At 55.0% G+C, this 26,096-nt stretch carries 14 protein-coding genes; 9 read left to right on the top strand and 5 right to left on the bottom strand.

Translation table 11 applies throughout. From position 1 onward, the window contains the following. Window positions 1–412 precede the first annotated feature (412 nt). Window positions 413–6,295 carry a hybrid sensor histidine kinase/response regulator gene (locus LOC70_RS22670; protein WP_255716563.1) on the bottom strand — a complete coding sequence of 1,961 codons (5,883 nt, stop codon included), beginning with the start codon at window positions 6,293–6,295 and terminating at the stop codon, window positions 413–415. Window positions 6,296–6,704: 409 nt separating this feature from the next. Between LOC70_RS22670 and LOC70_RS22665 the strand changes: the two genes are divergently transcribed. Together LOC70_RS22665 and LOC70_RS22660 are read left to right on the top strand one after the other, a co-directional pair. Beyond that, window positions 6,705–8,078 carry a class I SAM-dependent methyltransferase gene (locus LOC70_RS22665; RefSeq protein WP_315857333.1) on the top strand — a complete coding sequence of 458 codons (1,374 nt, stop codon included), beginning with the start codon at window positions 6,705–6,707 and terminating at the stop codon, window positions 8,076–8,078. Between the two features lie 304 nt (window positions 8,079–8,382). Further along, window positions 8,383–9,600, top strand: coding sequence for an OmpP1/FadL family transporter (locus tag LOC70_RS22660; protein WP_230256337.1), 1,218 nt, complete (start codon window positions 8,383–8,385; stop codon window positions 9,598–9,600). Window positions 9,601–10,170: 570 nt separating this feature from the next. Here the strand turns inward: LOC70_RS22660 and LOC70_RS22655 are convergent. The 3 genes from LOC70_RS22655 to LOC70_RS22645 all read right to left on the bottom strand — a co-directional run bounded on the left by LOC70_RS22655 (window position 10,171) and on the right by LOC70_RS22645 (window position 15,215). Beyond that, window positions 10,171–11,592, bottom strand: a complete 1,422-nt coding sequence (locus LOC70_RS22655) for a PAS domain S-box protein (protein WP_230256336.1) — start codon at window positions 11,590–11,592, stop codon at window positions 10,171–10,173. 522 nt (window positions 11,593–12,114) lie between these two features. Next, a complete protein-coding gene (locus LOC70_RS22650) occupies window positions 12,115–14,376 on the bottom strand; it encodes a cytochrome c peroxidase (RefSeq protein ID WP_230256335.1) in 2,262 nt (753 codons plus the stop codon). A 134-nt stretch (window positions 14,377–14,510) separates the two neighbouring features. After that, window positions 14,511–15,215: a GntR family transcriptional regulator gene (locus tag LOC70_RS22645; protein ID WP_230256334.1), complete on the bottom strand. Its 705-nt coding sequence runs from the start codon at window positions 15,213–15,215 to the stop codon at window positions 14,511–14,513. Window positions 15,216–15,339: 124 nt separating this feature from the next. On the opposite strand from LOC70_RS22645, the gene LOC70_RS22640 reads away from it, so the two are divergent. The 4 genes from LOC70_RS22640 (at window position 15,340) to LOC70_RS22625 (ending at window position 22,030) form a co-directional block, all read left to right on the top strand. Next, a complete protein-coding gene (locus LOC70_RS22640) occupies window positions 15,340–16,569 on the top strand; it encodes a sialidase family protein (RefSeq protein ID WP_230256333.1) in 1,230 nt (409 codons plus the stop codon). Next, on the top strand, window positions 16,566–17,516 hold the full coding sequence (locus LOC70_RS22635) for a dihydrodipicolinate synthase family protein (RefSeq protein ID WP_230256332.1): 951 nt from the start codon (window positions 16,566–16,568) through the stop codon (window positions 17,514–17,516). Before LOC70_RS22640 ends, LOC70_RS22635 begins: the two co-directional genes overlap by 4 nt. Further along, on the top strand, window positions 17,513–20,155 hold the full coding sequence (locus tag LOC70_RS22630) for a sodium:solute symporter family transporter (protein ID WP_230256331.1): 2,643 nt from the start codon (window positions 17,513–17,515) through the stop codon (window positions 20,153–20,155). Before LOC70_RS22635 ends, LOC70_RS22630 begins: the two co-directional genes overlap by 4 nt. Window positions 20,156–20,344: 189 nt before the next feature. Then, window positions 20,345–22,030 carry a hypothetical protein gene (locus LOC70_RS22625; RefSeq protein WP_230256330.1) on the top strand — a complete coding sequence of 562 codons (1,686 nt, stop codon included), beginning with the start codon at window positions 20,345–20,347 and terminating at the stop codon, window positions 22,028–22,030. A 19-nt stretch (window positions 22,031–22,049) separates the two neighbouring features. Here the strand turns inward: LOC70_RS22625 and LOC70_RS22620 are convergent, their stop codons facing one another. After that, a complete protein-coding gene (locus LOC70_RS22620; RefSeq protein ID WP_230256329.1) occupies window positions 22,050–22,919 on the bottom strand; it encodes a helix-turn-helix domain-containing protein in 870 nt (289 codons plus the stop codon). A 238-nt stretch (window positions 22,920–23,157) separates the two neighbouring features. Between LOC70_RS22620 and LOC70_RS22615 the strand changes: the two genes are divergently transcribed. The 3 genes from LOC70_RS22615 (at window position 23,158) to LOC70_RS22605 (ending at window position 25,957) form a co-directional block, all read left to right on the top strand. Further along, window positions 23,158–23,967 (top strand): PIG-L deacetylase family protein, encoded by an 810-nt coding sequence (locus LOC70_RS22615; protein WP_230256328.1) that lies wholly within the window; start codon window positions 23,158–23,160, stop codon window positions 23,965–23,967. Window positions 23,968–24,113: 146 nt separating this feature from the next. Further along, complete coding sequence (gene nagB / locus LOC70_RS22610) at window positions 24,114–24,839, top strand: glucosamine-6-phosphate deaminase (RefSeq protein ID WP_390889106.1); 726 nt, start codon at window positions 24,114–24,116, stop codon at window positions 24,837–24,839. Next, a complete protein-coding gene (locus tag LOC70_RS22605) occupies window positions 24,791–25,957 on the top strand; it encodes a Gfo/Idh/MocA family protein (protein WP_255716547.1) in 1,167 nt (388 codons plus the stop codon). Before nagB ends, LOC70_RS22605 begins: the two co-directional genes overlap by 49 nt. Window positions 25,958–26,096: the final 139 nt, after the last annotated feature.

The following is a 26,096-nucleotide window of genomic DNA, read 5'->3' as shown; positions in this document are numbered from 1 at the left end:
TTGCTTCGGCGCCTTCGACTGTGGAACGGGTTCCGGTTTCGGACACCCAACCAAGACGGGGACGATCGCAAACGTTAGAAGAGATCCGAGTCGGAGCTTCGGAGAACAACCTGTCATAAGCGGTCGTTGAGGATTTGTTCGAAAGCGGAAGAGCAGATTGCTCTCAAAGAAAACGAAAATCCACACGCTGTCCGTTTCGCAAGACAGTCGCAATCAACAAAACGCGTTCACCATTGGCGTCAAAAAAACCAGGATTGCAAAAGTCAAAGTTCATTGCGGTCGTCATTCGCGTGGCATTCCTCATGGTAAGCCAAACAGCTCACGACGTGACAGGTGCGATTAGCACCCGCGGCATTCCAGCGGAACAATCGATCCCGGAGTCCCGTGGCAACCGCCTCGTGACGATTGCTGGTCAGACAGGCTCGCCGGGGGCTGGGGTCTCTACTTCGCTGGCTTCTGCTTTTTCTTCCATGGCGGCTTGGACGTATTGCTGAAGCTCCTCGAGCGACGTTTGCAATTCGGTCCACTGCGAGTCTTTGATCGCGATCTCTCCTCGGTCAGCGATTTGTGACAATTCGGTCAGACCGACGGTGCCGCCGGATCCTCGAATTTGATGCAGCTTTTGCCCCACTTGTTCCAAGTCACCTCGGTCGTAGGCCGCGATGAGATTGGGCAGGTTCTCGTCAAGCTGGTCGATCAAGTCACATGCGAATTCGTGCAACCAGTCGTAGTTGAAAATTTTGCTGGCGGAGTCGTCCGAATTCACAACGCTTTCCTCACTAATTTCGTTCATCGTGTCTGTCGTTTCCGACGTCACTCCTTCGTTCATCATCTCAAGTTCGGTGTGGTGGCTCGTTTCGATGGCGGTGGGTTTTGCGATGACTGGACGGTCGGCGGTGTTGCTTGCCACGGTTCGAAGCAACGCGTTAAGGTCCAACGGCTTGGTCAGATAGTCCGTGCACCCGGCTTCGCGACAACGAATTTCATCCCCCGTCATTGCGTTCGCCGTCAATGCAACGATGGGTTTTTGGAAGCCCTTTCCTCGCAAGGTTTGGACGGCGGTGTACCCATCCATGACTGGCATTTGCATGTCCATCAGGACAATGTCAAACGCCTCCGGATCAGTCATCAATCCGTCGACAGCTTCTTGGCCGTTGCAGAACGTTTCCACCGTCGCACCGGAATCTTGCAAGAACAACTTCAAGAGGCGGCGGTTGGTTTCGCAATCGTCCACCACCAGGACACGAGCGCCGTCCAAATTGCTTTCTTCAAACTGGTTGTCCTTCACGCCGTTGGCAGGTGCCATCACCTCGTCGATATCCAAAATCCGAACATTCGACGGACACTCAATATCGAAATCAAGAATCATCTGAGTTCCAACGTTGACGGCGCTGGCAACTTCCAATGTCCCGTTGAGTGCTTCCGTCAAACGTTTGCTGATCGACAATCCCAATCCGGTTCCGCCATATTCGCGGGTCGTTGAAACGTCGGCCTGTTTAAACGGTTCAAAAATGACAGCGGTTTGGTCTTCGGTCATCCCGATGCCGGTGTCTTCCACCACGATACGCAGGCCGGTCGGAATGTGCTCTTGCATGGTGGAGCTGATTACCATGGTGACTCCGCCTTCGCCCGTGAACTTGATAGCGTTGCTGACCAGGTTCGTTAGGATTTGACGCAGACGAGTCGGATCACTGAAGATCTCTTCCGGCACGCTGCTCTCGACCCGCATGTCCAAATCGATATTCTTTTCAATCGCTTTGGATCGAAGCGACGCAATGACATCGCGAACCATCCAACTTGGATTGCAAAGCACGCGTTCCGTTTCGATTCGGTCAGCTTCAATTTTCGAGATATCCAGAATGTCATTGAGCAGGCTCAGCAAGTGACATCCGTTGGAGTGGATCGTTTGTAGGTGTGATTGCCGTTCGTCGTCGTTGGTCACCACGCCGCGAAGGAGCAATTCGGTGAAGCCCAAGATGCCCGTAATTGGAGTTCGAATTTCGTGGCTCATCCGCGCGAGGAACTCGCTCTTGGCTTGGTTGGCTTCTTCCGCTGCCGTTTTCGCGATTTGCAGCTTCTCTTTGGTTGCCGTGAGTTGCTGCGCCGTTAATTCCAACTCCTTCGAGTGACGAACCACGGACTCCGTTCTCTCCATGACCTTCTTCTCGAGGTTCAGGTTGAGGTCTTGGAGTTGTTGGAAGCTGCAAGCCTTTTCCAATGCCGCTCCCGCGGCGGACGTGAGGTAGTCCGCAATGCGGATCTCGTCTTCGTCATAAAGATCTTTGAAACGCTCGTTGCTGACGTACAAATAGGCGATGGTTTCGTCATTGACATCGATCGGGCTACATAAAAACGTACCCAAGTTCGTTGTCGCAACTCCGCCGTTCAAGGAGTGTTCTTCGTCGGCGACGATGGTTTGATTCGAGCGATTGACCTCGGCCACAATGGACGGATCAAAACTCATCCCAGCAGGCAACGTCGTGTATTCCCCGGGGCGGTCTTGCAGAATTACAAAGACGTGCTCACCACGCAGAATTTTCTCCGCCGCGCGACGGACTTCTTGATAGATCTGCTCCGGAACGACGCTGGTGGCAATCCGACGTCCAGACGCTAACAGGGAATCAAAACGATTGACCAGCGAAAGCGATCCGCCTTCGTTGACGTCGTATGTCTGTTGTTGCGTCCCGGCAATGGCTTCGCGAGCCAAGTCGAGTTCTTCGTTATCGATCGGCCAGCCATATTCCGCAGCGTAGGCGGCTTGCAGCAGCACGGTTTGTGCATGTTCGATCTTGGCACCTTGTTGCAGGGCGATGTCCTTACTGCGTTGAAACGCTTTGATGGCTGCCTTGCTTTGGCCTTGAAGCGCAAGATACGCCGCTCTCTCGCGGAATGCGTGAGGCTGTTCATTGCTGAACTCTTTCGCGACTCGCAATGCCTTCCGAGTCGATTTGTCCAATTGGCGAACCATCGAACGTCGACGCTTGACGCTGCGTGCGACGCAGTGTTCCATCTTGCTGCGAAGCGCCGTGCAGTACCATGGATAGGCGGGACTGACGTAGGTGTTGCTCACGCGAGACGAACGCGCCACCTCGACCGCCTGTTGAAACGATTCCGCTGCTTCGTCGAATTGGTCTTGATAGTATTCGCGAACGCCTTTGGCCAGCAACACTTCGCTCATGCGTTGCGAATCAGCCAAATCGCGAGCAAGTTCGTTATCAATCACCTCCTGCGGAATGTCTCCGTTGGAAGCTCGTGCCCAGACATCGATGATGTTTCCGGTGGCTTGATAGTCACCACGTTTCAACGCCGATTCAAAGTTGATTTTGGACTGCTCGACTGCTTGCGTGTAGTCGCCCAAACGGTACAGCGAGGCGGCCAACTGATAACGAGCAATGTGCACTTCCCAAAAGTCGCCGGTGCGTTCCAGCATTTCGATCGACTGACGTGCTTGTCCCACGCACTGTTCGAAACGCGAAAAGGCGTAGAGCAGAATGCTAAGGAAGTTGCGTGTTTGGCCTTGCCCCCAAACGTCGTTGAAAGCCTGTCGAATATTGAGCGAACGACGGGCGTATTCCACGCCACGCTTTTCCCACCGCAACAGCGTCATCACCGGTGCGTGTTCGGAATAGGACTGCGCCAAGTACCGCGTGGGCTGATAGCTTTCGGCCGCGTTCATGGAACGCAGATGAGCCCACAGCGTGTAATACTTGTCGCGGGTGTACCAATAGGCATGTGCGATTTGACTGTAAAGCGACAGCGACATCTGCACGTCGTCGCTGGGTTGTCCGCCTCGTCTTCCTAAGAAAAACGGAACCATCGTGTTGCGAACTTGACGCAGGCCTTCTTGCATGATGCGGGCTGACAATTCGACACGGTTGCGGCAAACAGGTTGCTTCAGCAAACGCAACGACGATTCAAAGCATTCGACGGCAAGTTCTTTGCTGCCGCGTTTGAAATGCAATTCACCTTGTTTCAATAAAACGCGAGCTTGTTCGCTATCGCTTTCTGCACTGTTCCGAGCGTTTTCAAACCAGGTCGTGGATTGGTCGTATTCGCCTTGAAGCATCAACACGTCCCCCATCATCATTTCGATGCGATGTTGGGTTTCGCGATCTGCGTGTGCCATCGCGCGCGCGGCGATCCGCAGTTGTTCTTCCGCACTTGCCAGCGAGAAACTGTTTCGAGCCGTTTCAGCAGCCTTCATCGCAAACGGCAAAGCACGCTGGTGCATTTCCGCAGCATCGAAATGATAAGCCAACCGGAAGTACTCCAGCGGCTCATGGTCCACGTAGAATTGACCGATCTGACCATGCATTTCACGAATGGTCTCGGGAGTCAAATCCTCCAGGATCGACTCACGAATTTTGTCGTGGACGAACGCGAGAACGCGATCCGGACGACTCCAAACCAGACGTTGCACACGAGCCGGGTGAATCGCTTGATGTGCTTCCGCGATCCGAATTCCGACCAGTTCCGCGGCGACTTCCAAGTTGAATTCGCGGCCGATCACCGCCGCCGCGGTCAGCAGTTCACGCGTGTTCTTGGGTAGTCGCGAAAGGCGATCCAACAAGATTTCACTGGCGTCATCTGCCGCGCGAAAGTGTTTGATCTTACGCTCGTCGACCACCCAATTCTTGTCCACTGATCGAAGTGCCTGAGACTCCACCAAGCCGCGAACGATTGCTGAAGCCATGAACGGACTGCCACCGGCAAACCGCTGCACGACGTCGCTGGCAGCTTCCGGCAAGTGACCCGCCATGGATTCCGCCAATTGCCTCACCGCCAGATCGCTCAGAGGTCCAATCTGCAACTGGACCGGAAAGCTCAGTTCGTTCGAAAGGCGATTCGCGAGACCTTCGTCGGGCCGCGTCACCGCAAATAAGAACAACGATCGCGCGTGATGGTCACAAATAGATTGCAGAATGCGGAATGACTGATCATCCATCCATTGGCAATCATCCAACGTGATCATCACGGGGTTCTCTTCGGACCCCAACCCGGTGAACAGCGTGCGGAAGGCCGACACCACCCGTCCCTGACCAAATTCGTCTGGACCGGAGAGTCGTGTGCTGCTCCAACCGAACGCCTTGGCGAGAGTCGGCATCGCCGTGGTGACTTCCTGGCGATAGGGCTCCATCCGATCCTTGGTCTCACGGAGCACGTCCGGAACGTTGCAAAGGTGTTTGACCAGTTGGTCAACCGCTTGCATCCAAATGGCCGAGGGTTGTTGATTCGCATCAGGAAGAGCTCGACCGCGCAACACCAAGAATCGTTTTCGCGATGCGAGCCGAGAGACCTCGTTCAGCAGCCGAGTCTTTCCCATCCCGGATTCGCTACGAAGCAACACACGCTCGGAATCGCCCTCGGCAACTTTGTCCAAAGAAGCCTCGAGCGCTCGCACATGCTCTTCACGACCGACAAACGCCGGATCGATCAATACCGTTCGGTGATCCGCAGCTCCAAGGACGAAGTCATCAAACCCGGCTCCGTTTTGTAAGTGAGCGATGATTTGATTGACGTCATGCAGGACGGCCGCCGCAGTTTGATAGCGATCTCGCGGCTCCTTTCGAATCAACCGTTCAACCAGGGCGATGACTGGTTTGGGTGTTTCGTTCGGGTAATTGCCGGTGTCGGGATCCGCCGTCATGTGACGGTAAAGAATCTCACTCACGTCACCCGAGAACGCAGCGGCTCCCGTGAGCGCCGCATAGAGAATGTGCCCGACCGAATACAGATCCGACGTTTCGCTAATGTCGTGATCGATGATGCCGGAGAGTTCAGGCGACGTATACGTTGCACACTCACGAGCGAGCAGGTCGTCTTTGCCAAAAAGTTCCGGGCACCAAAGAGGAACATAACCGCATAGAACCGAACGGCCGTCCTCGCGGATGATAATGTTGGACGGACGTATATCTCGGTGGATGCAACCAATCTGATGGATCTGCTCGAGTGCTTCGAGCAGGTCCCTGGCCACCAACATCGTCTCCAATGCCGTGAGCGGTCGAGCACGAAATTTACGCGCAAGACTGGTGCCTTCGACATACGGATACACAACTCGCAGATGTGTTTCGCCGACCATGAAATCGATTGGTCGCGAATAGGTTTCGCAATGGATCGCCGATGTCAGTCGCGATTCGGTTTTGAATCGATGAAAGCCGCGTTCCTGAAAATAAATCTTCGGGACTTCACGGAGGACGACTTTCCCCCCTGTCGTTGAATCGACTGCGAGAAAACACGCAACCACCGAAGCATTCGAAAGCTTCTTTTGAACGCTGTAACGTTCATCGGTGTTCAAGTGTGCGGTGTTTGTTTGGGAACTCACGTTCGCCTCGATCTGATACATGAATGCGAAATTGCGTTCAAGCGATCATGACATCGGGGCATCGGTCACTGTCGCGCGTTGGGCAACAGTCATAGCAAGGCACTTAATGTGCAGACTTTACCCGAGCAACAGTACCGCGCAGTTTCGCGTCAGCCGTACATGATTCACGAAATGTCCGGAATAATTTTTGTTGACATCTGAAAAACACGTTTTACTGTCCGTAGCATTGGTATAACCATCGCGTCGAGTTGACTTCGCAATCAATTCGATGTCTAGAACGTTTGGTGTAGTTCCCGATTCCTTTGCCGGAGTCCAGTGGCCTTAGGTGGACACGCGTTCTAAGAATCATTGCGACTTATCTGGAGTGAAGATGCTTACATCAGTGGGCGGGAAGCCAGCCGTGAGCTGGCAGGTTGATTACGAACAACGAGTCAACCCGGAACTGATGACCAAGCTTCTGCACCAAGCCATTCCAGTCTTAGAAGCCGTGCAGTGGAAAGTGACCTCTGTAACGGAAGGAGGATGTGAATCGATTCTTCCGTTGACCAAAGCGTCCACCAATCAACACGGAACGCATCAAGCCGCACTGATCTCTCTCTCTGCGGACTACACGGGTGGTCTTGCGCTTACCACTCTGCTGCGTGGCGTACCGCTCGCTGGGATTCATCCGCGTTGCACCGACGAAGAGTCTGCCTCGCTCTGGCTGGCAGCAATGGACGTGAAGTATCGCAACCCAAGCACCGGTCATTTGATTGGCACCTGCAACATCGCACCAAGCGTCGCGAAAACGGTTCAACAACGGTACTTCGCGGGGAAACGCGTGCTCGTGACGCTTCCGGTTACCTTCACGTCCAATGGCGAATTGGTTGCGGAAGCGGAAATGCGTTACTTCGCGCAACCATCCATTCAGTTGAAGCCAACCAAAGCGAACCCGAGGATCTCACCGATCTTCAAACAAAAGCTGAAGGCGTCGGCCCGAATGATTGCGGGACTACGCGCAAGTTCCGAAACCAAAAACATTCGCGTTGATCGCGGTCATGAACGACAGGCTGCAGGCCCACACGGCGAGTTGCTCGCCAATCGGTTGAATGGAGTCTTGCCTCAACTCAAGGACATGGTGATCGCCAGAACACGGCACATTGATGAAACGCTCCGCGCGGTTCCCGATTTGAAGCAGGTCGTGATTTTGGGTGTCGGCTTGGACATGCGTCCGTTCCGCATGAACAAAGAACTCGGCCAACCGACGTTCTTTGAATTGGATCTCCCGGAGATGCTGGAAGAACGTGAGCGAGTCATCTCGGAGATGCCATCGGAAGACGGTGTGACGCGTCATGTGATGGCTGCGGACTTCAAAGTCGATCGCATCTCGGATCTTCTGACGCGACATCCTGAATTCGATCCGACACTAACCACCGCCGTGGTTTACGAAGGATGTTCGATGTATTTCACAGAAGAAGAGAATCGTGGAATCCTGAAAGACATCGCTTCGCTGCTTCAGAACGCTGACAGCCTGGTGTGGTGCGACTTGGTTCGCGAGAGCGTTGTGGAAGGCACGACGCCGTCGCCTGAGATCAAAAAGTTCACCGATGGAATGGAAGAGCTGGGCGAGCGTTTCATCTTCGGCTGCAATTCGCCGGTCGACTACTTCGACTCGTGCGATCTTCCCAAGACGCGTTCCACAACCGTGGGCGAGTTCCTTGGTCTGCACGACCCGGTCCTCGAGACCTATCAGTTCGTTGTCGGATCGAAGGTTTAACTCCATCCTGCCTTTCAGTGCCGTCTTTCACTCAACGATTGCAGCCGTTTCCTATCCAGGCAAAACATTTTAGAAGCCTGTGAAACTCACTGCAGGTAATTCGCCAACCCCATCCGAGGTGCGTTGATTGAGCAGCATGTGAAACTGTAGGGACCGAGAGTCATTTGAAGGACTCATTGGACGGCCTGCGCCGATTGGATCGATGTTGCTGGCTAGTTGAAACGGCCCGCTTGTATGGATCCATGTTTGGGGCATTTGGATGTTCAATCGTATTGTCCGCGTCGCACTTCTGATGGGTGCGTGCTTGAGTGCTGGTTCAGCATTCGCTCAAGGAACGATCATTTCGGCCGCGGGGCCGGTCAACCGCAGTATGGGAGGAGCGTCAACAGCCGCTCCCATCAGCGCGCTCAGTGCAATGTACTGGAACCCGGCATCCATCAGTGGGATGGAACGCAGTGAATTGGAGGTTGGCGTGGACCTGTTGTTCACGGATCACAACGTGAGTTCCTCTGTTGGCGGCACCTCAGGTTCGACCGACGCGGATCCGGGGACCTTTCCCGTTCCCAACTTTGCTTGGACTCACCGACTGGCGGATCCTCGATTCACGTTCGGATTGAGTGTGAACTCAGTCGCGGGATTCAAAACCAACTTGTCATCCGGGACAACGAATCCCGTATTGGCACCTCAACCAACTGGACTGGGGCAAATCAGTTCCGAAGCTGCGTTTCTGCAGATTGCTCCCGTGCTTTCCATGGCGATGACCGAACGTCTGTCGGTCGCTGCGGGCCCCATTTTGACCACCGGCCAGGTTGGAATCGAGCCTTTTGTTTTTGATTCCGCCAACGGAGACAACACGTACTCGGGTGGACGTGCCACGCGATATCACTGGGGCGGTGGCTTTCAATTGGGAACGTATTACCTGCTGAACAACGATTGGCAGTTGGGAGCGTCCTACAAAAGCAAGGCTTGGATGGAAACGTTCGAGTTCATGGGCGAGGATGAAAACGGATTGCCTCGTACACTGACGTGCGAACTGGATCTTCCCAGCATTCTGTCTGTTGGGACGGGCTACACGGGAATTGATCAGTGGTTGTTCGCAGCCGACTTCCGTTTCATCGACTACGCCAACGCCGATGGCTTTGGTGACTCGGCGACTTACGACGGCACGGGCAAACTGAACGGATTGGATTGGAGCAGCGTTTTCGCGATGGCTTTTGGAGCTCAACGAGCCATTGGCGAGCGGATCTACCTGCGGGGCGGTTACACCTACAACCAAAATCCGATTCGCAATAGCGAAGCGTTCTTCAACCTTGCTTCGCCTTTGCTCTACGAGCACATGTTGAGCGTGGGCGGATCCTACAAGCTGAATGATTGCGTGGCGGTCAACGTTGGCTACTCACACTACTTTGAGAACAGCCGAACCGGAGCCGTGATCTTGCCCGCCGGTGCAGTGCCTGGTTCATCGGTGACCAACCGACTCTCGGCTGACTTCCTAAGCTTTGGCATCGTCATGCGACACTGAGCAACTTGCAGGTCGACACGCAATCGCAGGCAGACAAGATCGACTCAAGCACTTCGCAAACGCGCAGTCACTGCGTGTTTGCGTTTTTTCATGCGTGATGTGAGCAATGATTCCTACTTCATTGGTATGTTGTATTCAGCAGACGAAGATCAGGAAGAGTGCGAAAGAATGACCTGGGTCGCCTACACCAGCACGCACGGGCGAATCCCAAACAACATCTGGGTGAGTTCAACCCGAGGACACTGCACTCATTTGTCACACATAGGCTGATTCCGTCGCCGAACGTGCGCCAAAACGCCACAAAACGTGCTCGAATTGAACACCTCCGTGGGGATGCCCCTCAAATCAGTAAAACCGAGGTGCATTTTGGTGGTACCTGAACGATACTGTTATGGGGCAAAGAGCAAAGCTCGGTCAGCATCCACTCGCTTACTTTGGGGCAAAGGTAAGCTCGGATGCTGGCCGGGCTTGCTATCTTTTACGTCAGACCGCAACACGAGTTTTGAGGCTGGCGTCGTTCGGAAGAACACACTCGCCGTTGCATCGAACGGTTTCCGATTTGAGGTTCACTCAGGAAGCCGTCATCACCTCGGCAGTGATTGAAATGCGAACCAATTCTGCAACGCTGTGAGCCTCCAGCTTCTTCATCAGATTGGATCGATGACGCTCAACGGTCTTCTCGCTGATGTCCAGTCGATTGGCAATGACCTTGTTCATTTGCCCATCAACAATCTGTGCCAGCACTTGTCTTTCTCGACTGGTCAAGCTTTTCAGTTTCGCTCTCGCTTGCGAGGCGTGCTTGGCCAAGATCTCAACTTGTTTGCGATGAGTGATATCGAGTGCTTTGACTTGCACACCGACAAATTGTCCATCGTCGTTGAGCAACGGCGCCGAGCTCAACAGTAACCAGGCCCAGTACTCATCCACATGCTGAAGCTGAATCTCGTAAGCTTCCGCGTGAGTCCTGTTGAGGAAACGTTCTTCGATCGCCCGTTGGCTTTCAGCTTCAGCGAACTTTTGGATGGGTTGGCCGACCAGGTCCTCCGGATTGCAACCGAGCATCGACGCGAATTTTTCGTCCGCCTGAATGAACAATCCATCCAGGTTGAGCACTGCGGAGCCTTCTGCGGTATGCGAAACCAGTTCTCGCAAATTCACTTCGCTCTGTTCGAGCGCCTTCACCAACTCGACTTGTCGTGTGACATCCTGGGTCGTGCCGCGTCGAACGAGCCTTCCGTCGATCTCGGTCATCCAGACGGTCGCCGCGAAATGCCGCTGCGGACCGACGGCCGGATTGCTGGAGAATTCGAAACGTCTTACGTCGCCGGGTAAAAATGGCGGTTGATTGACTCGGATGATCGTTTCACGATCTTTGGGCGCAACCATCAACATGAAATCTTCGAAGCTCACAGGCCCTCGATCGGGATCCATTCGGTGAAGAGCGTAAAGCTGTTTCGACCACCACGCATATTCATCCCCCTCCTTCCATTCCCAGCTACCAACGCGGCTGGTCTCCTGAGCGGAATCGAATCGGTCGTTTGCCAACCGCAGCTCTTCTTCGGCTTTCATCGCCTGGGTTAGATCGATGACCGTCGCGTTGCATTCGTCCTTTGGACCGTCCTCATCAGCCTCCGCCACCAAGCTGAAACGCAGCCAACGACGCGATCCATCCTTTACCGAGACTGAGAAGACTTCTTCCGCCCGTTCACCTGCTCGAATGCCAACGCTTTCAATCAGACGAATGAAGTCTGCTTGGCTGTCTTCGTTCAAGCAATCCGTCAGCAGAGTGCCCACCACACCGGTAAGCTCGCGTCCCAAGAAATTTGCGAACGAACGATTCAGATTCAAAATCTTTGACGAACTCGTCTCAATGCGAACGAAGCCAATACCGTATTCGTCCAGCATCGATCCAAACGCATGCAAGTTCGGTCGTGCTGGATCGATCCGCTGACCGATTTTGCGTTGACCGGTGCCCCTGTGCTCAGTGCTCATGATGTTTACTAATTCTCACTGACAAGATCTCTCCCGTCGGTGATACGTGTGCCCCTGTTCCTGTCGAGCTTAAGTTGAAGTGACGGGATCCTCTCAACCATTGTGACAGAGTCGCCGACTTCAGTGCGATGTCTTGCTTCAAGAACAGTCTTGTTTTCTGTGAAGTGAATCATCTTGAAACCTTCAATGACCAGCCAACTGCGTGTCTCCGCAATCGTTTCAGAATTGTAGTGTAGCGCAATTGAACTCGCGAGGGATGGCGGTGGCGTCACTTTGCATTCTTCGCGACGCAACCGATTTCAATATCAAAAAGACGCCTTTGTTGTATACCGGCGTTCATCAACACGACTGATATGCGCGGCGACATTCAAACGTTTCAACGAAGATTGAGATCATTGAAGCTGCATTCGTGGCATCAACCGATCGCTGCACCGGAGCTAGCTGACAAAAGAAATCGAAACCGCTGCTTGCAACCAGATGGTGAACGAAAATCCACAAAAAACGATTCGGTCGCGTTTTGGATTATAGACTTTGCAGGTATCGAATCAGTGCTTCTTGCTCGTCCAGCGTGAGGTCGCGGGGAAGTTGGTGCTTGTACTGCGTGACAACAGCGTTGAGGTCCGCGGCTCGCAAATCATGAAAGAGCGAATGCAGGTGACCGACACCACGAAGCGACGGCGGGTTGAACTGCGTCGTTCCTCGTTCATCAGTCAGTCCCACTTCGTAGGTGTCTTCGGAAGTCAGAACGGATCCGGAGTGGCACGCAACACAATCCAGTGACTGAAAGAGTTCGCGTCCCGCGTCGACGATCTTCGCATCCGCATCGTCCGTCGCGGGGCGAAAGATTGGTGCCGGCGGCAGCGACTTCAAAAACGCAACCAGATCCCCAATTTCGCCACCGTTCAGCTTGCGACCTTGCATCGTCAGCCGCAGCGTTTGCCGAACTTGCGACTCGATTTCTGACTTGTCGCCGATCCACGCCCAAGGCCCCGTTTGCCCAACTCCATGTAACGACAAAATGCGTTTCGGTGCCCCCTCACCACCGTCGCTGAGCGTATCGGCTAGGGAACCGCTGGTGTGCCCATCCGTATGACAACTGTGGCAACTGTACCAACCACCTCGAGACAAGCTGGCATCGAAGAAGAGCGTTTCACCGCGTTCCGAAGGAGTCAGTTTCGGCGGCAGTCCAAGCGACATCTGTTGCACCGTGGCGACCAGTTGCTTCGCCCCTTTATCCGCGTCGGGACCGATCTGGTACGTCTTGGTTTGATAGGTCAGCCCATTTCGCGAAACATCGCTCGCGTAGGCTTCGCGATCGTCGTACTCGCTCTCGGCGTACTCGCTCTTCACGTCGTATGCTGCTTCGACGTCGTACTCGGTCTCAGTCTTGTCTTGGTCGTAATCGTCCGACCCTTCGGACGCTTCACCTTCCTCCCCTGAACGACTCTCGTCGAATGACTCATCGACGCCAGCGTACTCGTATTCCGCTTCGCCCTTCTCGGAATAGCTTGTTTGGTCAGCGGAGTCCTCGTAGTCGGCCGGCGTCTCATCCGCACCGCCGAATTCCGAATCATCCGTCCCGATGACATCAACCTTCGTGTTCTCTTTCCAATCAAAGTCGACTCGCGAAAGTGAATCAGAATGTTGATTAGTGATCAGGAAACGATCGTCGGACCACGCCAACACGTGCGTCGGCCGCTTTCCGGTCTGCAGCCGAGTCACACCGATCCCACCGGGTTCCACCACACCGATTTGTCCGAGGCCACCGATGGCCACAATCAATCGCCCATCGGACCGCGATGCCAACCCATTGGGATCGCCCGCGCCGCGAGTGTTGTTGCCGAGAGCCAAAAACCGGCTGCCTTGGCTGAGCGAGGCTTCAGGATCCAGAATCGTCGCGACCGGGATCTCGCGCATGGCATCGGACACCATGGATCCCCAAATGATTTCGCTGCTTCGTGGAGGAGCAATCTCGTTGATCAACTCGTGCGTGACGTACAGCTTGTCGCCGTCTTGATTTCGTGTGAGCCCGCGAATGTTGTTTCCGGGAATTTCGCGAATTGAAAGGAGCGTTCTGGTGTCAGTCGCGATCAAGGCGAGTCGCGGCCCGAACGCGTCGGCAACCAACAACCGTTTTTGATCCGCAAAGAGAAGCTGTGCCTTGGGTGAGAACGGCAGATCCAGCGACTCACGAATCTTCGCTGAGTCCCCGACGGCTGCTGGCAACTCCACCCAAGTCAACGTTCGGGCCCAAGAAGACGCGACGACGCACGAATGATTGTCCGGCGAAAGAACCAGCGACGTCGGCCCGGTTGGCATTTCCAATTGCCAAACCATGGTCGCCGCCTCATCCGTAACCCGCACACAAACCAGCCGATGAGCCTTGTCATCCGTCAGCAACAAATGCGGCTCACCCTCGACCTCAACGCGAGCGAGATCGGTCAGATTGCCACCGACCTCGACTTCACGTCGGACGGCCATGTCGTCGACCGAAACAAAGCTGACCGTTCCGCTCCGCTGATTCGCGACCACAACGGTGTCGTCGTCCCAGCGTGCAGACGCAATCGGTCGCCGCAACATTCGTGACGCAATGGGCACCTCGGCCAACCGCTTCGCGGAAACAGTCGGGGCAATTTCGTCGCGAGGCAGATTCGCGTTCGTGGCCACCGAAGTTTCGTTGGACCAACTGAACGTGTCGGCTGACACTACGGCCGAAAACGCGGCAGCCAGTAGCACGATTGGCAACACGCGGATTCGGTTGCGGGGCGGGAGAGACTCTTTCATCGCTTCATTATGCACACGCCGTTGCCGCCTGTCACGCTCACGTCCAACATCACGCTCACTGGTGGACCAAAACTGAAATCAACTTGGGGAGTTTCTCACGTGCTTCATCCGTTCGGTACGCTTCAGCCTTCTTCTCAGCGTTCCCCGGGTGCATCATCTGAGAAAAAGAACTCGACGACCGTTTGCTGACCGCGGCGAATGTGTTGGCTCATCAACTGACGAGCCTGATCCGCATTGCGTTTCCGAATGGCTTCGATGAGTTTTCGTTTGGACGACAGAGTCCGCTTGGCGAGTTCCGCCGTCAGGAGCTTCGGAGAATCGCGTTGACACTCGAAGACAGCCGCGATCGCTCGATTCTCATCGACCACTTTGGCCAGCAGACGATTCTGCGAGGTTTCGATGAGCAAATGATGGAACGCTTCCTCATCGTCCATCCATTGATTGAGCTGGCGTTTGTTGCTGTGACCACGTTTGGACTTCTGAATCGCATCGGTCGTGTCCGCGACCCGTTTCAAAATTTCATCGAAGCGATCCAATTGGTCGGAGGTCGCGTTGCGAGCGGCTTCGCCCGCGGCACAGCTTTCCAGCGCATCGCGAAGCACGTACAGATCATCCAAATCCTCCCGATTGATCTTGCGGACAAAAGCACCTGACCCAGGAATTTGTTCCACCAATCCTTCGCTGGCCAAACGATTGATCGCTTCACGCACGGGGATGACACTGACGCCGATGTCGGCGGCCAGCGTGCGATTGACCAAACGCATTCCGGGTGCGAGTTCACCACGAGACAACCGGGTGCGGAGGTGGCGATAGGCTCGATCGGCGAGATTGCCAGTCATGATGTTCTGCGAAGTCAGCGGGACGGAACAAGTGGTGTTATAACATCGCACGACATGTTATAACACCACTCCTTCCTCGGCTTGCTCTTTTCAGCCGTCAACACGCCCCACCTCGGAATTCGTCATGCCTGCTGCCATCAGACGTCGTTTGCCCGCGATTTTCTCCCGTCAGATCTTTGCGTTCGCCATCCTTGCCGGAACACAGCTTGGGCTTGCAACGCGGTGTCACCTATCGGCGGCGGAGTCGACCGGGACGGCGCACGACCGTCACTTGGTCGATGTGTTTGTGCCCGGCGAAGACGGTTATCCCGCGATCCGCATCCCTTCGCTGGTGACCACCAAAGCAGGAACGTTGCTCGCGTTTGCAGAGGGCCGCCAAGGTGGTGACCATTCGGAGAACGATTTGATTGCCAAGCGTTCCGTCGATGGAGGCAAGACTTGGGGAGACCTTTTGCTGATTCGCGAACAGGGCGCCTTGTCGCTCAACAACCCTCAAGCGGTCGTTTTGGAATCCGGTCGCATCTTGGTGATGTATCAACAAAACCGATTGGGCGAACACCGGGCGAATGATGGATACGGCCCAGACTCGTACTTCACGTTCATCCAAACCAGCGACGATGACGGGCTGACTTGGTCCGAGCCATTGGATGTATCGCGTCAGGTGAAACGAGAACACGGCGTGACGAGCGTTGCGGCGGGTCCCGGCATTGGAATTGTCTTGCAACGCGGCCCCCATCCGGGACGAATTGTCATGCCGTTCAACCAAGGCCCTTACGGCGATTGGCGTGTTTACGCCGCTTACAGCGACGACGACGGTGCAAGTTGGAAGATGGGAGACGTGGCCCCCGGCGATGGCAAAGGTCACGGCAATGAGGTGCAAATGGTCGAGTTGTCGGATGGACGGTTGATGTTGAACGCTCGGACGCAAGGTGCCGGCACAACCAAATTTCGCAAGGTTGCAACCAGCTCCGATGCGGGCGAAAGCTGGACGCAACTGCAGTCGGATGAACAGTTGATCGAGCCGACTTGCCAAGCCGCGTTACTGCGGTATTCATGGCCCGAAGATGGAACGAGTCGAATTCTCTTCTCCAACCCTGCAACGCAGACCAAGCGTGCCAACGGAGTGCTACGAGTCTCCTACGATGAAGGAAAGACCTGGCCTGCTCAGACGGTCATTTATCCCGATGGTTTTGCGTATTCCTGTTTGACTCGCATGTCGGATGGGCGAGTTGGAGTGCTGTTCGAGCGTGATGGATACCGCGCGATCAGCTTTGTTGCGATCTCGATGGATGAACTAGAGAAGGGTTCGCAGAAAAACGGTGCGGACTCGGATGCTGCGGGAGAGCAACCTTGAAGCCCACGAACTCGTCGCCAGCGTTGTCCGGTTTGATCGCCGCGACTTACACGCCCATGCATCCCAACGGTGATTTGAACTTGGAGGTCGTGCCTTCTTTGGTGGACCACTTGATGCGATCCGGGATTTCGGGGCTGTACGTTTGCGGGAGCACGGGCGAAGGCATGTCGTTGACCACCGGCGAACGACAACAACTCGCGGGGGCGTTCGTCGACGCAGCGAATGATCGCGTTCCCGTCATTGTGCAGGTGGGGCACAACAGCTTGCGAGACGCCCGTGAGCTCGCGGCACACGCTGAATCGATTGGCGCCCATGCAATCTCGGCAACCTGTCCGTCCTACTACAAGATCGCGGACTCTGATTCTTTAGTCGATTGCATGTGCGAGGTGGCAACGGCTGCACCGGAGACGCCTTTTTACTACTACCACATTCCCGCGCTGACGGGATCAAGCGTCGTGATGCCGGAGTTTCTGCGTTTGGCGACGGAGCGCATGCCAACACTGAGAGGATTGAAGTACACCGACACTAAATTGCACGAATTCATGGCATGCAAAAACGCCACCTCGGATGACCTGGATGTGGTCTGGGGTTGCGACGAGATGTTGCTGGGTGCGTTGGCGACCGGAGCGAACGCTGCCATCGGCAGCACGTACAACATCGCCGCCAACATCTACCAACGAGTCATCAAATCGTTTGCCGCATCCGACTTTGATCATGCCCGGAAATGGCAACTTCGCGCGGTCGAGGTGATCCGTGTGATGGGACAATTTCCGTTTCATCCGGCGACCAAAGCGGTGTTGGAAATGCAAGGCGTCCTAGTTGGACCATGCCGTTTGCCGCTGGGTCGCTTGTCGGAAACTCAGTTAAAATCTTTGCATACCAAGCTGACTGAGATTGGATTCTTCGATTGGAACCGCGGCGAGGACACAACGGGAGCGTCGAGATGACGCGGTGGCCTGAGCGACGTTTGCTTTGCCTCGCGGTCGCATGCTGGCTGGCCAGCATGTTTGGACCGGCGTCCATTGGAGCAGATGACGCGATCAAGCGTGCTTCCGACGTGCAGATGACTTGGGAGCCCATGCCGCCACTTCCAAATCCACTCGGTGTCGCGGGCCCATTCGTCGGAGTTGACTCGGATCATTTGATCATCGCCGGAGGTGCCAACTTCCCAACGCCGGTTTGGGAAAATCAAAAGCGGTGGCATGATCGCATTCATGTTTTAAAACGTGACGGCGAGCAATTTGATTGGCTGGACGCGGGAACTTTGCCTCGGTCATTGGCTTACGGTGCTGCGGTTTCCATTCCTTCCGACGGACAACGAACAGGTGGCGTTTTATGTCTGGGAGGCAGCGATGGTCGCAGTGTTTCCGACCAAGTGTTCTTGATGCACTGGAATCCGGAACGGCAGATCGTCGAGTTCACCGATTTCCCGCCTTTGCCGACGCCCTGCGTTCACATGACGGCGAACTTGCTGGGCGACTCCGTGTACATCTTCGGTGGCCAGTCGAATTTGGAATTGTCATCGGCCACCAATCGATTTTGGAAGTTAGATTTGAGTCTCGCAGCAGATCCCGCGAGTCTTCAGTGGGAAGCACTGCCGGACTGCCCTGGATCGGCTCGCGCGTTTCATGTCGCTGCCTCTCAGCACAATGGTTTCGAACCTTGTTTGTATGTCATCAGTGGCAGAAGCGAAGCCAACGCGAAAACCAAGTTTCTTCGCGACACATGGGAGTACTGCCCTAGCGAAGCCAAGTGGCGACAACGAGCGGATGCGCCGGCCTGCGTGATGGCGGGATCGGTGATTGGCTACGGGCAAAGCCATTGTTTGGTACTGGGGGGCGACGATGGTTCGCTGTTCGGGCGAGCAGATGAGTTGCACGACAACCATCCGGGCTTTCCCAAACGCAATTTCGCCTATCACACGATCACAGATCGTTGGGTGGAACTGCCCGCACCACCGCTGAATCAAGTCACCACGCAAGTCGTTCGTTGGCAGGACGAGCTTTGGTTGCCGAGCGGCGAGATCCGTCCGCGAGTTCGGACACCGGCGATCTATCGTATTCATCTGAGCGAGCCCCACGCAGCGTTTGGCGGTTGGAATACTGGTGTGCTGGTGGGTTACCTCGTCGCGGTGCTCGGAATCGGTGTCTATTTTTCGCGAAAGAACAAGAACACCAACGACTATTTTCGCGGCGGTAGCCAGATTCCTTGGTGGGCAGCAGGCTGCAGCATTTTCGCGACGATGTTGAGTTCCGTCACCTTCACTGGAATCCCATCTAAGGCGTATGCTCAAGACTGGACATACGCCATCGGCAATTTCACCATTCCGCTGGTGGCTGTTGTGGCCGTCTTTGTGGCGATACCATTCTTTCGACGCATCGATGCGACCAGTGCTTACGAATACCTGGAAAAACGATTCAGCCGACCGGTTCGCTGGTTCGGAAGCTTGAGCTTCTCACTGTTTCATTTGTTTCGGATGGCCGTCGTGATGTCGCTGACCGGCCTTGCCTTGGCGGTGGCGACGCCGATGACGCCGACGCAGTCCGTGTTGCTGATGGGCGTTCTCAGCATCGCGTACTGCACCATCGGCGGAATCGAAGCGGTGATATGGACGGACACGTTGCAAACGGTGATCTTGCTTGGCGGAGCCTTGGTTGCACTGACGTTGATGTTGATCGAAACGGATGGTGGCATCACGGGAAGTTACCAACATGCTTTGAACGCAGACAAGCTTCGTTGGGCCAACTGGCATCTGCGTCCTGATGACGCTCAGATTGCATTCTGGGTCATCGTGGTGGGTGCGATTGGCCAGAATCTATCGTCCTACACCGCGGACCAAGCCGTGGTTCAGCGTTACATGACGACGCCAACGCGAGAACTCGCCGCGCGATCCATTTGGACGAACGCGATCTTGGTCATTCCCGCCACCCTGTTGTTCTTTGGCATCGGGACAGCTCTTCATGGCTATTACCACTCGCACCCCGAAAGGATTTCTCCTTCGATCACCACCGATCAAATTTTTCCACTGTTCATTGCGAAAGAGATGCCGGTTGGATTGGCGGGTTTGATCGTCGCAGGCGTTTTCGCGGCGGCTCAGTCCACTGTCTCGACCAGCATGAATTCCACCGCGACGGCTCTGGTTACGGACTTCGTTCGTCCGCTGCACTGGTGTCAATCTGAACGTGGGCTGCTACGCGCCGCGAAGGTTTTGACGATGGTCATCGGAATGGCAGGAACTTCGCTGGCCTTGTTCTTCGTCGATCCAGACATCCGCTCCCTGTTTGATACGTTTTTGGTGGTGCTGGGGTTGTTCATGGGTGTGCTAGGAGGCCTGTTCGTGCTGGGTGGCGTGACCGAGCGAGCGAATTCCATCGGTGCAATGACTGGCGCCGTTTGCGGAGCCGTGATCATGTACACGCTTTGGGCAACGGGGATCGTGCACGGCTTTCTTTACACGACGTGTGGAATCGTCAGTTGCGTTGCGATCGGGTATTTGGTGAGTGTCTGGACAGGGCGGCCTGATTGCGACCTGGATGGGTTGACGATTCACACAATCACAGCGAAGCCCAAGCACCAGAGCAGCTAATCACCCACGCAATGCATAGTGCAACCTACAGCGAAGGTTGCTTTCAACTGTCGCTTAATTGCTTGACGCGAGGGTCTTGGCCCCCTCAAACTAACGGGCATCCGTTGTCAACTGATTGGCACCTTGCTTGTTGCTCTAGGTGCTCTTCTCATCTTCTCAGTCCGTAGTACGGTGGACCCGATGAACCGAATGCGTGTCGCCTCAATTGTGATCCTGTCGCTGGTTGCTTCACGGACCGCTGGACAGGATTCCGTCGTCCCCATCGTCGGTGGGCAGTTGCCGCAAACGTTGCCGGTGAAGGTCGTGGATTCGAATGGCAATCCAATCAAGGGTGTGGAGGTTTCGCCGTGGGCATTGCGTTCGTCTCAGGGGCACGGCCGTTGGGCGAACAACGGGAATGATCCGTCTGAATTGAATCCGGCTGCCGTAACCACGAACAGCGATGGCATTGCAAAAGTCATCTATCCGTTCTTCCGTGATGTCCAGGAGCAAACACGCACAACTTCGGTTTCGCTGTTCTTAAAACATCCTGAATACTCCATTGAGGACTCGGTGCACCTGGACGTCCCGATCGCCAGCGATACACCCGAAATCATCCAGATGAAACTGTCGGCAAGCATTCGCTTTTTGCCGACCATTGACGGAAATCCCGTTCGACCGAGTGAGATTCAGGTGATGCGGTCCGACATCTCCTCGTTCACAGATGGTTACGCGCGACATATCGAAGACGAGCACGTCATCGTGCGACGTTTGGCACCCGAACAGTGCGATTTCATGCTGGTACGTTTGGTCGACGAACAACCGACGCACTTCAGCGAGATTTTCACGGTGGATTTGCAATCAGGTGCAAATGATCCACAAGTCGTGGAGCTTGCTCCATCAACCAGCCTTAGCGGCCGGATCTCGGATCAAGTGCCTCGTCCCATTCGTGAGGGACGCGTCTTGGCGATGACCGTTCCACCTCAATCGAATCGCAATCGTCTGACGTGGTCCACTTGGGGCCCCATTCGCACTGATGGCACCTTTGAAATCCCTCACTGGCCAAAGGGAGAAACCATGCAGTTGATTGGATTGACGAACGGCCACCGTATTCGATCGCTGATGGTGGACGCTCAGGGGCGGAAGCTACCAAACCAAGCAGCACCAGCCGAAGGTTCGCCCGTCGTGATCGATCCCCCATTCACGCACCCCATCGAACTGGACACAGAACAACTGCATCGTTGCGAAATTCGGTTGGTCGATCTGGATGGTCGTCCGGTCGCGGGAGCCAAGGTCGCCGCGTATCCCAACGTCTACTGGAAAAACTGGGGATCTCAGCTCTACGGGTTGCCTCTGATGCAGTCCACCGAGTTCTTCGGCAACGCAAAGTTGATGGAAGAGATCAACGAACAGTTAGAGAATCCTGCCTTCCCCAATCGTTTCATGGGGCCGGTGAATGAGGAAGGTGAAGTGGAACTGCGACTTCCTTCGGGAGAATGGGATCTGTACGTCGAATCCAAGACTCACGCGTTGCCAGTGATCTTAGGAAGACGCAACCACAAAATCAGCGTCGGGAAATCTCAGCCGAACTCCACTTCCATTCGATTGATTCCAATCGGCACGGACTTGCTGGGTGACTATGACAAGTTGGCGGGTGTGGTCTTTGGCTGCTCTACCCGCGAAGGCCAGCGAATCTGTGCACTGCCAGGAGTTCGCGAAAAAATGATTCAGTTCGTTGAGCGAATTCAGAATGCAAAGGATCCAAATGATCCAAGCATCCTGGCGGAGGCGTTCGCGTTTGTCGCCGAAGCTTTCGAGAATGCCAATGATCCCGCGGAAGCAGCCAAATGGCGAGAGAAATCAGCAGCGATGAAAATCAAAGCCGCGGCGAAGTGAATGCGTCCGCTGCGATGGTTCATACCGCACTGCGAAAACGATTGCGGTATTCCCGAGGTGTCATTTTGCGGTGTTGTTGAAAACGCCGATTGAAGTTCGACAGATTCTGGTAGCCGCTTTGGTGGCTGATCGACAAGATCGAGTCGTCCGTGTCGGTCAACAATCGACAAGCGAAGCCAATTCTCAATTCATTGATGTAAGCGGACACCGTGCGACCGGTCGATTGTTTGAAGAATCGGCTGAAGGCGGAAGCATTCATCTCTGCCAACGAAGCGAGCTCCGCGTGCGATAGCTCCGGGTCAGTCAAATGATGCGTGATGTGATCGCAAATGACTTGGATGCGTGTCTCGACTTCTTCGTTGTTGGTCGCTCGATAAAGTTCGGATGCAAGCGGTTCCACCGACTCGCATTGAGCAAGCGAATGGAGAATCGAAAGAAAGGTCACGAGTCGAATCGCGCCTCGTTGTTCCTCGAGTTCGGTCATCTGGCTTCCAACACGCGATGCGACTTCCGCGGGAAACCACAATCCTCGGCTGGAACGTTGCAACAACGCCAAGATCTCAAACATTTCGTTGAGCCGAAAAAAGTCGGGCCCGAGGAACTCCGGGTGGAACTGCAACACCATGGCCGAGTGCAGGTCATAGAGCTCCCCTCGGTACTCATCCGACGCCCAAGTGTGCGGCAATTCCGATCCCAACAACACCAAGTCGTGATCGGTGTAGCTTCCAATGTGATCGCCCACCATGCGTGACCCGGCGCCCGAAGGAATGTAGGTCAACTCAATCTCGGGATGACGGTGCCACTTGACCGGCGACTGCAACGAAGCCCGGTTGAAACAACGAAAGGAGTGGCCTTCGACGGGCACCAGTTTTTCGTAGGAGGCTTTCATGATTGGCGGTGAATGAAATTCGGAGGTGCCGGAAACCTACTGCGCACAAAAAGTATCATTTCCATGAAATATGCGCGAGGTTCGTGTTTGGAAAGCGAGCACGCGCAAACAGAGTACCACAAGAGGGCAACATTTGTGGAGAATTCCCCGCGGGAAGCTCGCAGAATGCTTCGCACACATCGACACCCCGGTGATTCGTTCGCCGTCGTCGCTTCCTCGCAAACGGGTCATTGTTGCTATGCCGAATCCTTCGACTGTGCCGGATCGAAAGGTTGCCCTCGCATTCATGGCGCACCCGGACGACGCGGAGATTTCCTGCGGCGGCACATTGGTTCGGTTGAAGGAAGCGGGCTGGGAAGTTCATATCGCAACCGCCACCTCCGGCGATTGCGGTTCGATGGAATTGAAGGCTGATGAGATTGCGGCCATTCGAGTTCAAGAAGGCACCGACGCAGCAACATTGATCGGCGCGACCTATCACACGTTGGGTGAACCCGATGGGCGAGTCGTTTACGACCGGGTGTCGCTGCAAAAAACAATCGATCTGTTTCGCCAGATCGCTCCCACGTTGGTGATCACGATGCCCATGTCGGACTACCACGCGGACCACGAGGTGTCAGGTCAATTGGGCCGAGCAGCCAGCTTTGTTTACGCGGCTCCCAACGCCTCCTCCCTGCCAGTCAAACCTGGTTCGCAAGTTCCGTACTTGTACTACACCGACGGGCATGACGGTCAGGACCGAATGGGCGCAGCGATTCGGCCGACAACCTACGTCGACATCAGCAACGAACTCGAAACCAAGACACAAATGTTGGCTTGTCACAAAAGCCAATTGGAATGGTTGCGATCCCACAACGGCATTGATGAATACTTGACGGCCATGCGTGACCACAGCATCGCACGCGGCGAAGACATCCACACAAAGGCGGCGGAAGCGTTTGTTCAACACCGGGGACACGGACACCCCAGTAGCGACTTGCTTTCGATTCTATTTCCGGTTGAAACGTCCACTCACTCGACGACCTCTGCATTGCAAGTGACACAATGATGAGAAGTACATTGGAAAACCCCGCCTCGGAAGATGCCCTCGCCGCCAACCCCTCGAATGCAATTGGAACTGGTCATTCCAATTCGGGCTTGTCGGTCCTGAAATTCAAAGAGAAGAGCGACGCGTGCAAGCGAGTCGCTCGAGAGATTGGATCGCTGATCCGACACCGTGCAGCCGAAAATCGCAATTGTGTTCTTGGATTGGCCACGGGCTCCACGCCCATTCGCGTGTATCGCGAATTGGTTCGAATGCACCGGGAAGAAGGCTTGTCGTTCCACAACGTGGTAACGTTCAACCTCGACGAATACTTTCCGATGCAGCCCACCGCACCGCAAAGTTATGTGCGGTTCATGAACGAGCATCTGTTCGACCACATCGACATCGTTCGCAGCAACGTGCACATTCCCAATGGAACCATCGAATTGGAATCGGTGCCGGGTTATTGCCGCGACTACGACGAACTGATCGCATCGTGCGGCGGAATCGATTTGCAGTTGCTGGGAATCGGCCGCACGGGACACATCGGTTTCAACGAACCGGGAGCCACTCGCGACACCCGAACTCGTTTGGTGAAGCTAGACACCCTGACTCGCATCGACGCGGTCAGCGACTTCGGCGGCATCGAGTATGTGCCGTTGTTGGCGATCACGATGGGCGTCGACACGATCTTGCAGGCCAAACGCATTCGCCTGCTGGCGCTCGGTGAACACAAAGCTGATATCGTTCAGCGAGCGATCGAATCTCGCATGAATGCAACGGTTCCCGCAACGTTTTTGCAGGCCCATCGGGACGTGCAATATCTGTTAGACGAAGACGCGGCGGAATGCCTCACCGCCGCCGGAAACAATTTGAACGGAGAAAACTTGCAGTGACAGCCAGCGACCAATCAACCACTGATCGCGTTCGAATTCTATGCGTCGGAGCGGGCAACATGGGGCGTTCGCACGCCTTGGCTTACCAGGCCATTCCCGGTTTCGAGATCGTTGGCATCTGTACTCGGTCGGAAGCTTCCGGTGCGAAGCTGAACGAAGAGCTGAATGCGAACTACCCAACGTTCCAAGACTTCGATCATGCTTTGAAAGAGACTCAACCCGACGCGGTGTGTGTGTCGACTTGGCCGGATACGCATGCCCAATTTGTCACGGCGGCATTGGATGCCGGTTGCCATGTGTTCGTGGAAAAACCCTTGGCCGATTCTGTTGAAGCCGCCGAAGAAATCGTGGCCAAAGCGATCGCAACGCAGCGCAAAGTTGTCGTGGGTTACATCCTGCGGCATCACCCGAGTTGGAATCGCTTCATCGAAGTTGCTCAAACGTTGGGCAAACCTCTCGTGATGCGTATGAACCTGAACCAATCGTCTTCCGGAGACGCCTGGGAAACTCATAAACGATTGATGTCCACGGTCTCACCAGTCGTTGATTGCGGCGTCCACTACGTCGATGTGATGTGCCAAATGACTCGTTCGCGTCCGATCCGAGTGTCCGGCATCGGCGCTCGATTGACGGATGAATTGCCGGACGGCATGGTCAACTATGGCCAACTGCAAGTGACGTTCGAAGACGGCAGCGTTGGTTGGTACGAAGCCGGCTGGGGCCCGATGATGAGCGAAACGGCTTTCTTCGTCAAAGACGTCGTCGGCCCCAAGGGAGCCGTTTCAATTGTTGCCGAGTCGGCCTCGTCGGCGGGGCAAAGCGACAATGTCGACGCTCACACCAAAACCGAATCCATTCGCGTTCATCATGCGGAACTCGCTACCGATGGCAAATTCGCGAAGGTAGACGAGTGGATTCACTTGGACGACGAGCCTGATCACGACGGTCTCTGTCACCGCGAACAGCAGTTCTTTCTAGATGCGATCCGAGACGACAACGATCTCACAGATCACCTCAGTGACGCGATCAACTCCATGAAGATCGTCGCTGCGGCGGACGAATCTTTCCGCACTGGAAAAACAATCGAACTGAATGCGGCGGAGCCCGTCGGAACTTGATCACGGACGGGGTCACGGAATTCAACTTGTTTCGCCTCCTGATGAAACGTGGCCCCGTCCAATTTTTTCGCAACACTTGAATCACTCGCAAACGGACGCTTCCGCACGCAACGCAAGTGATTGTCCCTTGGGACACAAC

Origin of the sequence: Rhodopirellula halodulae, from assembly GCF_020966775.1 — a bacterium.
GTDB classification, from domain to species: Bacteria; Planctomycetota; Planctomycetia; order Pirellulales; family Pirellulaceae; genus Rhodopirellula; species Rhodopirellula halodulae.
This window is presented reverse-complemented; position numbering and strand designations above follow the sequence as displayed.

Coding starts and splice junctions, on each gene's coding strand:
- LOC70_RS22625 (WP_230256330.1), top strand. CDS start 20,345: ATGCGTGTCGCCTCAATTGTGATCCTGTCGCTGGTTGCTTCACGGACC.
- LOC70_RS22615 (WP_230256328.1), top strand. CDS start 23,158: ATGCCGAATCCTTCGACTGTGCCGGATCGAAAGGTTGCCCTCGCATTC.
- LOC70_RS22620 (WP_230256329.1), bottom strand. CDS start 22,919: ATGAAAGCCTCCTACGAAAAACTGGTGCCCGTCGAAGGCCACTCCTTT.
- LOC70_RS22645 (WP_230256334.1), bottom strand. CDS start 15,215: ATGACTGGCAATCTCGCCGATCGAGCCTATCGCCACCTCCGCACCCGG.
- LOC70_RS22630 (WP_230256331.1), top strand. CDS start 17,513: ATGACGCGGTGGCCTGAGCGACGTTTGCTTTGCCTCGCGGTCGCATGC.
- LOC70_RS22605 (WP_255716547.1), top strand. CDS start 24,791: ATGCCTCACCGCCGCCGGAAACAATTTGAACGGAGAAAACTTGCAGTG.
- LOC70_RS22640 (WP_230256333.1), top strand. CDS start 15,340: ATGCCTGCTGCCATCAGACGTCGTTTGCCCGCGATTTTCTCCCGTCAG.
- LOC70_RS22655 (WP_230256336.1), bottom strand. CDS start 11,592: ATGAGCACTGAGCACAGGGGCACCGGTCAACGCAAAATCGGTCAGCGG.
- LOC70_RS22650 (WP_230256335.1), bottom strand. CDS start 14,376: ATGAAAGAGTCTCTCCCGCCCCGCAACCGAATCCGCGTGTTGCCAATC.